This is a genomic window from Arthrobacter pascens (genome assembly GCF_030815585.1).
Classification (GTDB): domain Bacteria; phylum Actinomycetota; class Actinomycetes; order Actinomycetales; family Micrococcaceae; genus Arthrobacter; species Arthrobacter pascens_A.
Window position 1 is genome coordinate 536499 of the sequence record NZ_JAUSWY010000001.1, and the last position, 13415, is coordinate 549913.

Annotated in this window: 9 protein-coding genes and 1 pseudogene; 6 read left to right on the top strand and 4 right to left on the bottom strand. The window is 63.3% G+C overall.

Annotated elements, in window-relative coordinates:
- Positions 1 to 215: 215 nt before the first annotated feature.
- Complete coding sequence (locus tag QFZ30_RS02535) at positions 216 to 1577, top strand: ABC transporter substrate-binding protein (protein WP_307073175.1); 1362 nt, start codon at positions 216 to 218, stop codon at positions 1575 to 1577.
- A 157-nt stretch (positions 1578 to 1734) separates the two neighbouring features.
- Here the strand turns inward: QFZ30_RS02535 and QFZ30_RS02540 are convergent.
- The 4 genes and pseudogenes from QFZ30_RS02540 to QFZ30_RS02555 form a co-directional block, all read right to left on the bottom strand.
- Positions 1735 to 2223, bottom strand: a pseudogene (locus tag QFZ30_RS02540) (AAA family ATPase); the annotation flags it as partial.
- Between the two features lie 49 nt (positions 2224 to 2272).
- On the bottom strand, positions 2273 to 3523 hold the full coding sequence (locus QFZ30_RS02545) for an IS256 family transposase (protein WP_307080003.1): 1251 nt from the start codon (positions 3521 to 3523) through the stop codon (positions 2273 to 2275).
- Between the two features lie 89 nt (positions 3524 to 3612).
- Positions 3613 to 5436, bottom strand: coding sequence for an HNH endonuclease signature motif containing protein (locus QFZ30_RS02550; RefSeq protein WP_307073177.1), 1824 nt, complete (start codon positions 5434 to 5436; stop codon positions 3613 to 3615).
- A gap of 435 nt (positions 5437 to 5871) precedes the next feature.
- Complete coding sequence (locus QFZ30_RS02555; protein WP_307073179.1) at positions 5872 to 7887, bottom strand: beta-galactosidase; 2016 nt, start codon at positions 7885 to 7887, stop codon at positions 5872 to 5874.
- 172 nt (positions 7888 to 8059) lie between these two features.
- Here QFZ30_RS02555 and QFZ30_RS02560 point away from each other — a divergent pair, with 172 nt between their 5' ends.
- The 5 genes from QFZ30_RS02560 to QFZ30_RS02580 all read left to right on the top strand — a co-directional run bounded on the left by QFZ30_RS02560 (position 8060) and on the right by QFZ30_RS02580 (position 13390).
- Positions 8060 to 9343: an ABC transporter substrate-binding protein gene (locus QFZ30_RS02560; RefSeq protein WP_307080005.1), complete on the top strand. Its 1284-nt coding sequence runs from the start codon at positions 8060 to 8062 to the stop codon at positions 9341 to 9343.
- A 31-nt stretch (positions 9344 to 9374) separates the two neighbouring features.
- Entirely contained in the window at positions 9375 to 10328 is a 954-nt protein-coding gene (locus QFZ30_RS02565; RefSeq protein WP_307073181.1) for a carbohydrate ABC transporter permease, read from the top strand.
- Positions 10325 to 11242: a carbohydrate ABC transporter permease gene (locus tag QFZ30_RS02570; protein ID WP_307073183.1), complete on the top strand. Its 918-nt coding sequence runs from the start codon at positions 10325 to 10327 to the stop codon at positions 11240 to 11242. The genes QFZ30_RS02565 and QFZ30_RS02570 overlap by 4 nt, the downstream gene beginning before the upstream one ends.
- Positions 11243 to 11267: 25 nt before the next feature.
- Entirely contained in the window at positions 11268 to 11951 is a 684-nt protein-coding gene (locus tag QFZ30_RS02575) for a Poxvirus protein I5 (RefSeq protein ID WP_307073185.1), read from the top strand.
- 185 nt (positions 11952 to 12136) lie between these two features.
- Positions 12137 to 13390, top strand: a complete 1254-nt coding sequence (locus QFZ30_RS02580) for an ABC transporter substrate-binding protein (RefSeq protein WP_307073186.1) — start codon at positions 12137 to 12139, stop codon at positions 13388 to 13390.
- Positions 13391 to 13415: the final 25 nt, after the last annotated feature.

Consider the following 13415-nt stretch of genomic DNA (forward strand, 5'->3'; position numbering starts at 1 on the left):
AACCGCCCGCCTAGCTTGCTGGCCCGTCCCCAGGGACGGGCCAGCGGCTTGTCCTGCCGTGTGGGGAGGCCCGAGGAAGGGCGCCGGCTTTTCCCGCGGAGGGATGTTCAAAAGCATCTTGTATTACAAGTTTTCTACTTGTAGTATCAGATCCAAGAAAGCGTTTCCTCGTTTATCTTCCCCAGCAACATGATCAAAGAAGATCGGAGTACCAAGTGCCGCTTTTTCCCCGCTCTGACTCTGCCGCCAAGAACCATCCGGCAGAGACACCATCCACCGGCGCACGTCGCCGGCTACGTAAGACGGGAGTGGTTGCCGCGGCAGCCGCCGTCGTCCTTGCCGTGAGTGCCTGCGGCGGGGGCGCCGCTCCGCAGAGTGCAGACGGCAAAGTGGAGCTGCGCTTCTCCTGGTGGGGAGGCGACAAGCGCGCCCAGCTGACCCAGGATGCGATTGCCGCATTCGAGGCCGAAAACCCGAACATCAAGATCAAGCCCGAATACGGCGACTGGAGCGGTTACTGGGACAAGCTGGCAACCCAGGTGGCAGCCAATGATGCCCCGGACATCATCCAGATGGACGAAAAGTACATCACCGAGTACTCCAGTCGCGGCGCATTGCTGGACCTGTCGAAGTACGACATCGACACTTCCAACTTTGACGAGGCTGCCCTGAACGCCGGCAAGAGCGAGGACGGGCTGACAGGCATCGCGGCCGGTATCAACGCCGCCACCATTCTGGCCAATCCTGCCGTCTTCAAGGCCGCCGGTGTTGAACTTCCCGATGACAAGACCTGGACCTGGGAAGACTTCGAGCGTATCGCCGCCGAGGTAACGGCCAAGTCGCCGAAGGGCACGTACGGTGCCGCCGCTTATGGCACGGACGAAGCATCTCTGGGCGTCTGGCTCCGGCAGAACGGCAAGTCCCTATACACCTCGGACGGCAAGCTGGGCTTCGAGCCCGGCGACATCGCCGAGTGGTGGGCATTCCTGAAGGAACTCAGCGAGAAGAAGGCAGTACCCACCGCGTCCGAGGTAGTGGAGGCTGAGGCGGCCCCGCTGGATCAGAGCGGCCTGGCCACGGGCAAGAACGGGATGGCTTTCTGGTGGTCCAACCAGCTGCCCGCATTGGAGAAGGCCGCGGGCAGCGAGCTGCAGGTCCTGCGATTCCCCTCCAAGACTGGCAAATCTGCCGACACCCAGCTCTGGTACAAGGCGTCCCAGTTCTGGTCGGCATCCTCCCGGACCAAGCACCCGGAGGAAACAGCGAAGTTCATCAACTTCCTCGCAAACAACACCAAGGCAGGCGAAGCCCTCCTTGCCGACCGTGGGGTCTACCCCAACTCGGAGGTCAGGGCCGCCATCGAGCCCAAGCTGACGCCCGCCGACATCAAGGTGGTCAAGTTCATTGACCAGATCAAGGATGAGCTCGGCGAGGCTCCGGCCCCACCGCCGAAGGGTGCGGGAGCCATCCAGGAGATCGTCAAGCGATACACCTCCGAGGTCCTCTTCAACAGGCTGTCCACGGACGAGGCCGGCAAGAAGGCAGTGGATGAAATGAAGTCAGCCATAACCAGCTAAGTCTCACTCGCCGAAGCGGCTCTGGATTGACCTCGCGAACGTCTCGTTTTATTTGGGGGGACGTCCGACGGCGGGTGGCAGCTTCCGTCCCGGTTGGAACCTTAGGTTCCGGCCGGGACGGAGTTGTTTAAGGTTGCTTTGGAGCGGTCCTTCGCTGTCAGGAGTGCCCAATCTCGATAGTTTCCTGGCCCTCATCCTTAGGCTCTTCAAAGCCCGCGAGATAGGACGCGAGGATGGATTCCGTGATGGGGAAGGCTGCGTTGGCGTCGAATCTTCCCGCGCGGTTCTGCAACCTGGTGCGAAGGACTTCCTCCGGCACCTTGAGGTAAATCAACCGCCACGCAGCGCCTGCGCCCTCGATCAGCCGCTTGTAGGCATCACGCTTGGATCTCTGCCAAAAGCTGAAATCCACCACTACATCGCTGCCCCGGCGAAGAGCTGAAGCCAATTCAGACTTCAGGTGAACTTCCGCCTGCGCACTGTATTCGGGGTATTGCGCCTCGGGGTAGTCCACGCCGTACCTGCCATAACGGCGCCACAGCTCCTCGTCAATGGACAGCCTGGTGTAGCCGGCCCGCTCCAGTTTCTGGGCAAAGGTGGTTTTCCCTGACCCCGCAACACCGCACATCATGACAGCTTCCGGGGGTCGGCTTGGGACTGTCCGATAAACGGTGTGTGGGTCCGGCCGGTTTTCATTAGTGAGTGGTTCTTTCGAACCGACCGGCGAAGGTAATCGCGAACGCGTTCAGCGCAGGCTTCCACCTCATTACCCAGCGTGCCCGGCCGCCGCCGGTTGGATCAAGAGATCTGGTGACCAGATACAGGCATTTCAGGGCCGCGGCCTCGTTCGGAAAGTGCCCGCGGGCCCTCACAGCCCTTCTGTAGCGGGCGTTGATCGACTCGATCGCGTTCGTTGTGCAGATCACCCGGCGGATCTCCACGTCGTACTCCAGGAATGGCACGAACTCAGCCCAGGAGGACTCCCAGAGCCGCACGATTGCCGGATATCGCTGGCCCCATTCGGCCGTGAACTCGGCGAACCGGTCCTTCGCCGCCTGCTCTGACGGGGCCGTGTAGACGGGCTTGAGCGCCTTGACGATGCCGTCGCGGTGCTGGCGTCCGGCGTAGCGGAAGCTGTTGCGTATCAGGTGCACGACGCACTGCTGCACCACCGTTCGCTCCCACGTGGTCGTGATCGCCTCCGGCAGGCCTTTGAGCCCGTCACAGACGGCGATCAACACATCTTCAACGCCCCGGTTCTTCAGCTCGGAGAAGACCTGCAGCCAGAACCGTGCACCCTCGCCGCCGTCGCCTGCCCAGATGCCCAGGATCTCCCGCTCACCACTTGTGGTGACCCCCATGACGACATAGAACGGGGTGTTGCGCACCTGCCCGTCACGGACCTTGACCACGACCGCGTCAACGAAGAGCACCGGGTAGATCGGATCCAAAGGCCGGGCCGACCATTGGGCCAGTTCCCCGGCGACCTTCTCCGTGATGCGGCTGATGGTGTCTTTGGAGACCTTGGCCCCGTAGACCTCTTCGAAGTGCGCGGCGATTTCCCCCGTGGTCAGCCCCCGGGCGGACAGCGAGAGCACGATCTGGTCGATTCCGTCCAGACGCCGTTTCCGTTTGGGCACGATCACCGGCTCGAACGAGCCGTCCCGATCCCGGGGCACCTCGATCTCGACCGGGCCGATCTCGGTCAGCACGGTCTTTGACCTGGTGCCGTTGCGCATGTTGGCTGCGATCGGTCTCTGGCCATGCTCGTGCCCGAGGTGCTCGGTCAGCTCCGCTTCCAGCGCGGTCTCCAGCACATTCCTCGTGAGCTGGTTCAGCAGCCCACCCGGGCCTACCAGGCTCACACCCTGTTCCTTGGCCTGCGCGAGCAACCGCTCCGCAAGCTCCTTCTGATCGATGATCTCTCCCGTCACAGGATCGATCATCACCCCTGTCATCTCGGTCGTGGAATCTGACACGGCCATCTCCTTTCGGATCAGGCCGGACCCCACACACCGTTATTCAGACAGTCCCGTCACTCTGTTTGCGGTGGTGGTGGGGGTTTGAAGTAGTGGTTTTGTTGGGGTTTTTGTTGGGGGTCGATGTGGGGTGGGGGGATGTACCAGGGGGTGCCGTGGGTGGTTTGGATGGTCCATTGGTCTTTGTGGATGAGGTGGTGGTGGTGGCTGCAGAGGAGTGTGCCGTTGTCGGGGGTGGTTGGTCCGCCGTGTGACCAGTAGGTGATGTGGTGGGCTTCGCACCAGGGTGCGGGGATGGTGCAGTTGGGGAAGGTGCAGCCTTGGTCGCGGGCGGTCAGGGCGAGGCGTTGGGCGGCGGTGAAGAGGCGGGTTTTGCGGCCGAGGTCCAGGATTTCGCCGTCGGTGCCCAGGAGGGCGGGGATGATGTCGGCGTCGCAGGCGATTTTGCGCAGGGTGGTGGCGGCGACGGGGCCGGTGAAGGTGAAGTTCCCCGTCCCTGTTCCTGGTCCAGCGTCTGTGAGCGATCCGGTTTCCTGATCTGCTTCCGGGCTGGTGTGGGTGGTGTGGGGGAGGAGGTCCTGGTAGTTGATGGTGGCGAGGATTTGGGGGCGGTTGCCGCCGGTGGTGGGCAGGGTGTTGGTGGTGAGTCCGGCTTTGACGGCGCTGATGATGCCATCGAGTTGTTTTTGGGAGCGTGTGCGCCGGTCCAGGTCGACGTCGTTGTCCTGCCAGATGTGTTGATTCGCGTGAGTGCCGGTATCTGTCGCTGGTGCGTCGGTGCTGGTGTGGGGCTGCTGCCCGGTGGGTGTGGTGTGGGTGCGGGGGTTGGTGGCGGTGTTCATGACGGTGAGGAGGTGTTCGTACTGGTCGGTGGTGGCGAAGATTTCGAGGTGGTGGAGGCCGTGGCGGGGTTTGCGGATGAACGCGCCCTGGGTGTGGCGGAGGGCTTCTTCTGTTGGTTCGGTGCCGTCGGCGTCGATGGTGTCGGCCCAGCGGCGGGCTACCCGGGCGAGGAAGTCCGGGCCTGCGGTCGCGGCCGTGCGGGTGAGGTCCTGTTCGATCCGGGCCAGGGTCTCCGGGGTGGTGTGGTGTTGGAGCCGGTCCAGGGTGAGGCTGATGATGGTCCCGGCCCGGGAGGACACCACCGGGCCCGCCACCGCGGCTGAGAGTGCGGGATCCGCCGCTTCCGTGTCACTGTCGGGGATGGTGGGGGTGAGTCCGGCGGCGAGGTGTTCGCGGGCCGGTGGTATCCGGTCGCCGGTGAGGGTGGTGGCGGGCAGGACGTCGTGGGCGAGGCGGAGCCGGCGGCGGGCTTCGGTGATGCCGATCCTGAGCCTGATCCGCAGGAACTCGGCGGTGTTCCGGCAGCCGTCGTCAGCCGGCGACACCGGAACAGGCCTGGTCGTGCCCTCGATGGTGGCGGTGTGGTTGGGCCATGCGGCGTCGGTTTCGGTGAGGGTTTCGGTTCCGTGGTCCCAGCCGGTGACCCAGGACCGTCCTGTCCGGGCGGCCCGGGTTGTTGCCGCGGCGGCGATTGCCCGGGTGCGGGCGCGGTCCACGGTGCCGGCTCCCAGGATCTGCAGGTACTCCGTAGTCCGGGAGAGCTCCTCCACCAGGCCCGCGTAATTGGCGGCCTCGACGTAGCCGGCCATAGCGAGTTCTTCGGGAGCAGCCGCGGCGGCAGCATGAACCAGGGCAACAGCGTCCGCCAGCCCCACCGAAGGGTGGGCCGAAAGAGCCGGCCGGGCGCCGCCGTCGAACACTCCTGTTCCCGCGCCGCCGTCGGACGCTCTGGTCCCTGATTCCGCCGGTGTGGAAGCGCGGGCCAGTAAGGCGACGCTGCCGCCGTACTCCGCAAGCTGATCCCCAATGGCTTCCATAGGACTACTCTGCCAAAGGGGTACGACAATAACGGGTCGTCCAAGTGGCTGGCACGCTACGGAGGGCCGGCCGATCCACGTCCGCGCCGCCGTCGAACGCCCTGATGCCGGACGCGTCCTCAACAGGCGGATCAGGGCGCCTCAGTACGGCGGATATACCGCCGTGCCCCGCGTGCTGAACTCTAAGAGCTTCCATAGGAACACTCTGCCAAAGGGCACTGACATTTAAGCCGCGCTGCGCTTACGGCTCCAAAGATTGATTGGTGGGCCGCGTAGAACCGAGGCGGACCTGTCCGGCTCAGTCCCGCGAGGACCTGCAGAGGAGCACTGGCGGCGCACTCGGTGAGCGCCCACCCGCGGGCCAGCCGATCAACCCGCGCACCGCCGTCGAACGTTCCATGCGACGCGACCCCGGACGCAGCCCCCCGCACGGCGTCAGTCCTCCGCGACCACCGCCACGCTTCCCGCGTCAACCGTCCCGCTGAACCGCCCACCGGTCAGGAGATCAACCCCTGAGGCGTGCACGGTTGCGGACGAACGCGAGTGGTTGATAGCGAACAGGAAGCTGCTGCCGTCCGCGGCACGGCGGCGCGTCAGTTCGACGCCGGCGTCCGCGTCGGTGACGGGCGCCACCCCGGATTCCGCAAGCAGCCGGTCCACAACGGACTCGACGCCGTCGCGGTCCGGGAAGGTGGCCAGATACCACGCTGAGCCATCGCCCACGGCCCTGCGTGTGAGCGATGGGACTCCCTCCAACGGGTATTCGTTGAACATCTGCACGGCTTCCGCGCCAGCGAGGTGGACGTGTTCGCTCCAGACAGATGAGACCCCGCCGTCGCTCAACTTCAGCTGTGAGCCAGCCAGCAGCGGATGAAATTCCTCCACCCGTACGCCCAGCAGCTCACGGAAGGCGCCAGGGTAACCGCCCAGCCGGACGTGGTCCTTCTCGTCCACGATCCCGCTGAAATAGCTGACCAGCACTGTGGCGCCGGCCTCTGCGGCAGCGGCAATGTTCTCGGCAGCGGAATCAGTGACCGAGTAAAGCGTGCAGACCAACACGAGGTCGTAGCGGTCCAGCGATGCAGAAGGATGGACGATATCCACCGAAATGCCGCGCAGGAACAGGGACCGGTGGAAGGCCCGCAGCAGGTCCAGGTACGTCACGTCCTGACTCGGCTTGGAGTCGCTTTCACTAGTCCACCAGGCCTCGTAATCGAACACGATGGCAGCCTTGGAATCCACCCGGGAACCACGGACGGGTCCGAGATGCTTCAGCGCGGCTCCGAGGCCCACCACCTCCTGAAACACCCGGGTATCCCGTCCACCGTGCGGGACCATGGCGGAGTGGAACTTCTCCGAGCCGGCAAAACTCTGGCGCCACTGGAAAAACATCACGGCGTCCGCGCCGCGGGCCACGTGCGCGAGGGAATTGCGGAGCATTTCGCCAGGCATCTTGGGTTGGTTGCGCTGCTGCCAGTTGACTGCCGACGTCGAATGTTCCATCAGGATCCACGGGTCACCGCCAGCAATTCCCCGGGTCAGGTCCGCGCTGAACGCCAGTTCGATGTGCCGTTCCGGATCCGCTGCCACCAGGTAGTGGTCGTTCGAGACGACATCAAGGTCCTTGGCCCACTCAAAATAATCCATGGATTTGGTGGCGCTTGAGGCCATCAGGTTGGTGGTGGCCGGAATGTCCGGGGTGACGTCCCGTAGTACGTCCACGAGCGCACGGTAGTAGTCCATCAGCGCCCAGGAGTTGAACCGCTGGAAGTCCAGCTGCTGCCCCGGGTTCAGTGTGGACGGTGCAACCCTGGGCGGCAGGATCTCGTCGAACGAACCGTAGTTCTGGGACCAGAACGCCGTCCCCCAGGCCTCGTTGAGGGCCTCGATGCCGCCGTACCGCCGCTCCAACCACAGGCGGAAGGCTGCGGCGTCCTCCTCGCCGTAGAACTCTGAGACGTGGCAGCCCAGCTCGTTGTCCACGTGCCAGAGCGCCAGGGCCGGGTGGTCCTTGTACCGCTCCGCAATGACGCGCGTGATGCCTGTTGCGTATCGCCTGTAAACGGCTGACGACGGCGTGTAGTGGCGCCTGGAGCCCGGCCCCAGCACGGTTCCGTTAGCCGTGACGGGGAGGATCTCCGGATGCTTGCGGACCAGCCATGCCGGGGGAGCAGCGGTGGCCGTGGCCAGCGCCACCTTGATGCCGGAGGCGGCGAGGTTGTCCAGGACCTCGTCCAGCCAGTCGAAGTCGTATTCGTTTTCGGCCGGTTCCAGCAGGGCCCAGGAGAAAATCCCCACGCTGAGGAACGTGACCCCCGCTTCCTTCATGAGCTCCAAGTCCTCCAGGCGGACGCTTTCCGGCCACTGCTCCGGGTTGTAGTCGCCGCCGTAGGCGATCCCTTCAACCTTGCTCCAGACGCTCGACGGGCCGGAGGCTTGCTGCAAAGTCATAGGACTCCTTTGTCTATGGGTCAATCAAAACCTAGCTGAACCAGATCCTTGGAAAACGCTTGCCCAAATCTGGGAATGACGATATTGTATCGTTTCAGAAGGCATGTAAGCCACCTCACTATTCACGTTGATGTTGAGAAAAGGGTTTGCACAATTGAGCAAGGAGGCTCTCGTGATCAATAGAAGGAATTTTCTCACCACCGTGGCAATCGGCAGCGCATCTGCCGCCGCTTTGGCGGCCTGCGGCCAGCCCGCACCCAGCCAGACCGGTTCCGCGGACAACCCGGTCACCATCAACTACACCTGGTGGGGCAACGATGACCGCGCCGAGCGCACCCGCAAGGCGATTGCCCTGTTCGAAGAGAAGAACAAGGACATTAAGGTCAACGGCAATTTCACCGACTTCCCCGGCTACTGGCAGAAACGCGCAACCGAGGCAGCCGGCGGGGGCTTGCCCGACGTCATGCAGTGGGACCTGTCCTACCTGCGGGACTACGGCCAGCGCAACCAGCTCCTGGACCTGAGCACAGTCAAAATCGACACCTCCGCGTTCGACAAGTCGCTGCTGCCCTCCGGCCAGATCAGGGGCAAGACCTACGGCATCCCCACCAGCACCAACGCGTTCGCCGTCTACTACGATCCAGCAAAGCTTGCATCCCTCGGTATAGCGGAGCCGGATGGCAGCTGGACCTACAAGGAGTTCAACACGTTCCTGGCCGAGGTTGGAGCGAAGGGCAACGGCGCACTCTTTGGCTCAACCGACTACACGTCGGTCTGGTGGATGTTCAACATCTGGCTGCGCCAGAACAACATCGAAGCGTTCACAGAGGACGGCAAGCTTGGCTTCGGCAAGGATGACCTAAAGAAGTGGTGGAACCTCACCGCTGACCTGCGTGGCACGCCTGCCCTCGTCTCTGAAGAACGGGTAACCCAGCTCGCGCCCAAGTCCCCGTTCGGCTCAAACGCTACCGCCACGGAAGTCACGTGGGACAACTACATGGCCGGCTACCTCGCGGACAGCGGTGCCAAGGCGCTCAAGGTCGTGCCGGTTCCCTCCGATGACCCGGACAACCTTGGCCTGTTCCTGAAGCCCTCCATGCTCATGGTGGCCAGCGCCAAGACCAAGAACAAGGACGCCGCTGCCCGGTTCATCGACTTTATGGTCAACGATCCAGAGGTGGGCCAGATCTTCAAGACGTCCCGCGGTGTTCCGGCCTCCAAGACCCAGCGGGACGGGACCACCTTCGAGGGCGCCGACAAGCTCGTGGTTGACTACGAAAAATCCATCGAGCAATACCTGAAGGACGCTCCCGAGCCGCCCATCGTCGGGTTCGGTACCCTCGAGGCTTCCTTCAAGCGCGTCGCCTCCGATCTTAACTACGGCAAGCTGACCATCGACGGCGCAGCCGACGCATGGTTCAAGGAAGCCGAAGACCTCATCAAGCAGAACGCCTGATCCAGGCTTTCACAACTGACGGATTGAACTCGTGACTCAAAGCCCAACATTGAGCAGGCGTTCGGCGCAGTCCGACTCCCCGCTGCCGCGCAAGTCGCGGCAGCGGGGGGCGGACGCCCGCGCCGGCTACACCTTCCTGCTGCCCTGGCTGCTGGGATTCATCGCCCTCACTGTTGGGCCCATGATTTCCTCGCTCTACCTTTCCTTCACCAACTACAACCTGTTCGAGCCGCCCAAGTGGATTGGGCTGGACAACTACACCACCCTGTTCCAGGACGAACGGTTCCTGCAGTCGGTGGGCGTGACCGTCAGTTACGTGGTGTTCGGTACCCCGCTCAAGCTCGCCGCCGCGCTTGCAGTGGCAATGCTCCTGAACAGCAAGCGCCGCGGCCAGGGTTTCTACCGCTCGGCGTTCTACGCCCCGTCCCTGATCGGCGCGTCCGTCTCCATCGCCATCGTCTGGAAGGCCATGTTCGGCGACGCAGGCCCGGTGGACCAGGGCCTGTCCATCTTTGGTATCAACCTGGGCGGCTGGGTGGGCAACCCGGCCATGACCATGCCGATGTTCATTCTCTTGACGGTCTGGCAGTTTGGCGCGCCGATGGTGATCTTCCTCGCCGGCCTGAAGCAGATCCCGGCGGATCTTTACGAGGCTGCGTCCATGGACGGCGCCGGTCCCGTGCGGAAGTTCTTCAACATCACCTGGCCCATGCTTTCACCGGTGATCTTCTTCAACCTGCTGATGGAAACCATCCACGCGTTCCAGATCTTCAACTCTGCCTACATCATTTCCAACGGTGAAGGCGGCCCGGCCGGCTCCACCCTCTTCTACACCCTCTACCTGTACCTGCGCGGTTTCAGCGACTTCCGGATGGGCTACGCCTCAGCAATGGCCTGGCTTCTCCTGATCGTTGTGGGCATCCTGACCCTGATTATTTTCCGCACGTCCAAGTCCTGGGTCCATTACAGCGGTGATACAAAATGACAACCATGGCAACCCCCACCCAGTCCACCCCGGACGCAGAGGTGCCGTACTACAACCCCAAGTCCGAATCGGTCGGGGCCAAGCGCGCCAAGAGCACCATCTTCCATGTGGTGGCCCTCGCCCTCACGGCAGTGGTCCTGTATCCGGGCCTGTGGATGATCGCCTCCTCGTTCAAGCCGAACGCCGAAATCGGCGGCGCGAACACATCGCTGTGGTCGAACAACTTCAGCTTCGATAACTTCGTCACGGCGATGGACGGGATCGGCGGCGTGTCCACGCTCCAGTTCTTCACCAACTCCCTGATCCTGGCCATCGGCGCTGTGGCGGGCACCGTCCTGTCGGCCAGCGTGTCAGCCTATGCGTTCGCGAGGATCAAGTTCCCCGGCCGCAGTGTCTTCTTCGGCATGATGATCGCCACCCTGCTGCTGCCGTTCCACGTGGTGATCATCCCGCAGTACATCGTCTTCCAGCAGCTTGGCCTGGTGGATACCTATGTCCCACTGCTGATAGGCAAGTTCCTGGCCGCGGACGCGTTCTTCGTGTTCCTGATGGTCCAGTTCATGCGCAACCTTCCGGCCGAACTGGACGAGGCAGCACGCATCGACGGCGCGGGCCACGTGCGGATTTTCGGGTCCATCATGCTGGCGCTGATGAAGCCGGCCCTGATCTCGACGTCGATCTTCTCCTTCATCTGGAGCTGGAACGACTTCCTGGGCCCGTTGCTGTACCTGAACACGCCGGAGAAATACCCGCTGCCGCTGGCCCTGCGCCTCTTTGTGGACCAGACCCAGAGCTCGGACTACGGCGCCATGATCGCCATGTCCGTCTTGGCCCTGCTGCCGGTGCTGGTGTTCTTCCTGGTGTTCCAGCGTTACATTGTTGAGGGCGTCTCCACCCAGGGCCTCAAGGGCTGACGGCGACCGAAGACAGAGACGGAAAATGAGCATCATGGACAGCACCACACCCGCGTCAGGCCACAATGAACCCATCCCGGTAAACCGGTTCGCACTGTTTTCCGAGACGCTGCTGGCCGGACTGCTCGTGCTGGTGCTGTCCATCCCGCTTGTCACCATTCCCGCCGCCTACGCGGCCGGCATAGCCCATCTGGAGCGGCACCTCTCCGGCCGGGACGACTCCATCCGTGCCCTTTGGGGCACCTTCCGCTCCGCCCTGCCGGGCAGCTGGAAGCTGGGAATCACGACGGCGGCAGCCGCCGTCGCGATCACCTTCAACCTGCTGCTCGCAATGGTGGGGCAACTGCCCGGCCGGGCAGTGATCCTTCCTGCCACCCTGGTCCTCGCCGCGGCGGGGGCGATCCTGCTCCTGCGCACTGCCGCGGCATGGTCAGACTTCGCCTCCTCCGCCTCCGCCCCCGGCTTCGGCCATGCTGCAAGAAGCCAGGCTGAAGCAAGCCAGGGTGCAACAGGCAAGCCTGCCTGGCCCTCCGCGCTGGCCGCGGCAAAAACACTGTCCGTTCGCGACTGGACGGGTTCCCTGCTTCTGGCTTCCGCGCTCTTTGCCGCCGTGGTCTTCGTGTGGATGCTGGTGGCCCTCTTTGTAGTGGTGCCGGGCATGCTGATCCTGGCTTCGGCCTCAGTCAAGATGCGCTCCACCCGCGGTTAGCTCCGCCCGCGCCCAAGTCCCAGCCCGGAAGTAACTTTCGAGGGGTGTCCTTGACGTGTGGCGTGGCCCACACCTAGGCTTTCTGTGAGAAAGCGCTTTCTCACAGCATCCCCATGCATCCCCCCTTGTGCAACATCGAAGGACCACGAATGCTTTTGCGTGCCCGAAAGTCCACAATTTCCAAAATGGCAGCCGCATTGGCCGTCTCGGCACTGGCTCTTACAGGCTGCGGAAGCGGCTCACCGGCCGCGTCGGATGGACCCGTCACCTTGCGTTTCAGCTGGTGGGGTTCCGACGTTCGCCACAAGATGACCCAAGAACTCATTGACGCCTTCGAAGCGAAGAACCCGAACATCAACATCGAGGGCGAGTACGGCGACTGGTCCGGATATTGGGACAAGCTGGCCACCCAAGTGGCATCACAGGATGCGCCGGACATCATTCAGATGGATGCCCAGTACCTGGGTGAATATGCCGACCGCGGCGCGCTCCTGGAACTGAAGGACGTGGACTTATCCAAGTTCGACAAGGCGGCCGCGGATGCGGGCAGGACGCAAGACGGGCTGTATGCGGTCACAGCAGGCATGAACGCGATGGTGGTCATGGCCAACCCCGCCCTGGTGTCCGCCAGCGGGGTGCCTTTGCCTGATGATTCGAGCTGGACCTGGGATGAGTACCTGGAAACGGCGGCCTCCATCACCGCCAAGAGCAAGGACGGGGTCTCCGGCTCAGGACCCATCACCGGTGATGCCTCCTTCAACCTCTGGATGCGGCAGCATGGGAAATCCCTTTTCACCAACGACGGCGGACTGGGCTTCGATGAGGCCGATGCCACGGAGTACTTCGAGTACCAGGCATCGCTCCGTGACGCCAAGGCTGTCCCGTCGGCGTCCGTGATAACGGAAGACGCCAGCGCATCAGTTGATCAGCAGGGCCTTGCCACCAACCGGTACGCGATGGCGTGGTACTGGTCCAACCAGCTTGGCGCCCTCAGCAAGGCGTCCGGACAAGCGTTGGAAATCCACCGCCCGCCGAGCGTGGAAGGCAAGGCGTCCAGCGCTGAGCAGTTCTACAAGGCTTCGCAGTTCTGGTCGGCCAGTTCCAAGACCAAGCATCCCGCGGAGGCCCAGAAGTTTATCGACTTCCTCGCCAACAGCGTCGAGGCCGGCGAAATTGGCCTCGCAGACCGTGGCATCCCGGGAAACTCGGAAGTCCGGGCGGCCATAGCGCCGAAGCTGACTCCCACCGATGCACTGACGGCCAAATTCATCGATGACATTGCCGACGAGGTGGGCGAAGCCCCGGCTGTGCCCCCGGCAGGATCCAGCCCCGTGTCCGAAGTCCTGACCCGGTACAACACCGAGGTCCACTTCGGCAGGATTTCCCCGCAGGAAGCGGCGAAGAAATCCATCGAGGAGATCAAGAGCACCCTCGCCTGATGAGGTAAAGCGAACGACGCCGGAT

Excerpts from the sequence above, each read along its gene's own strand:
- QFZ30_RS02570 (WP_307073183.1), top strand. The coding sequence starts at position 10,325 with ATGACAACCATGGCAACCCCCACCCAGTCCACCCCGGACGCAGAGGTG.
- QFZ30_RS02545 (WP_307080003.1), bottom strand. The coding sequence starts at position 3,523 with ATGATCGATCCTGTGACGGGAGAGATCATCGATCAGAAGGAGCTTGCG.
- QFZ30_RS02555 (WP_307073179.1), bottom strand. The coding sequence starts at position 7,887 with ATGACTTTGCAGCAAGCCTCCGGCCCGTCGAGCGTCTGGAGCAAGGTT.
- QFZ30_RS02575 (WP_307073185.1), top strand. The coding sequence starts at position 11,268 with ATGAGCATCATGGACAGCACCACACCCGCGTCAGGCCACAATGAACCC.
- QFZ30_RS02550 (WP_307073177.1), bottom strand. The coding sequence starts at position 5,436 with ATGGAAGCCATTGGGGATCAGCTTGCGGAGTACGGCGGCAGCGTCGCC.
- QFZ30_RS02580 (WP_307073186.1), top strand. The coding sequence starts at position 12,137 with ATGGCAGCCGCATTGGCCGTCTCGGCACTGGCTCTTACAGGCTGCGGA.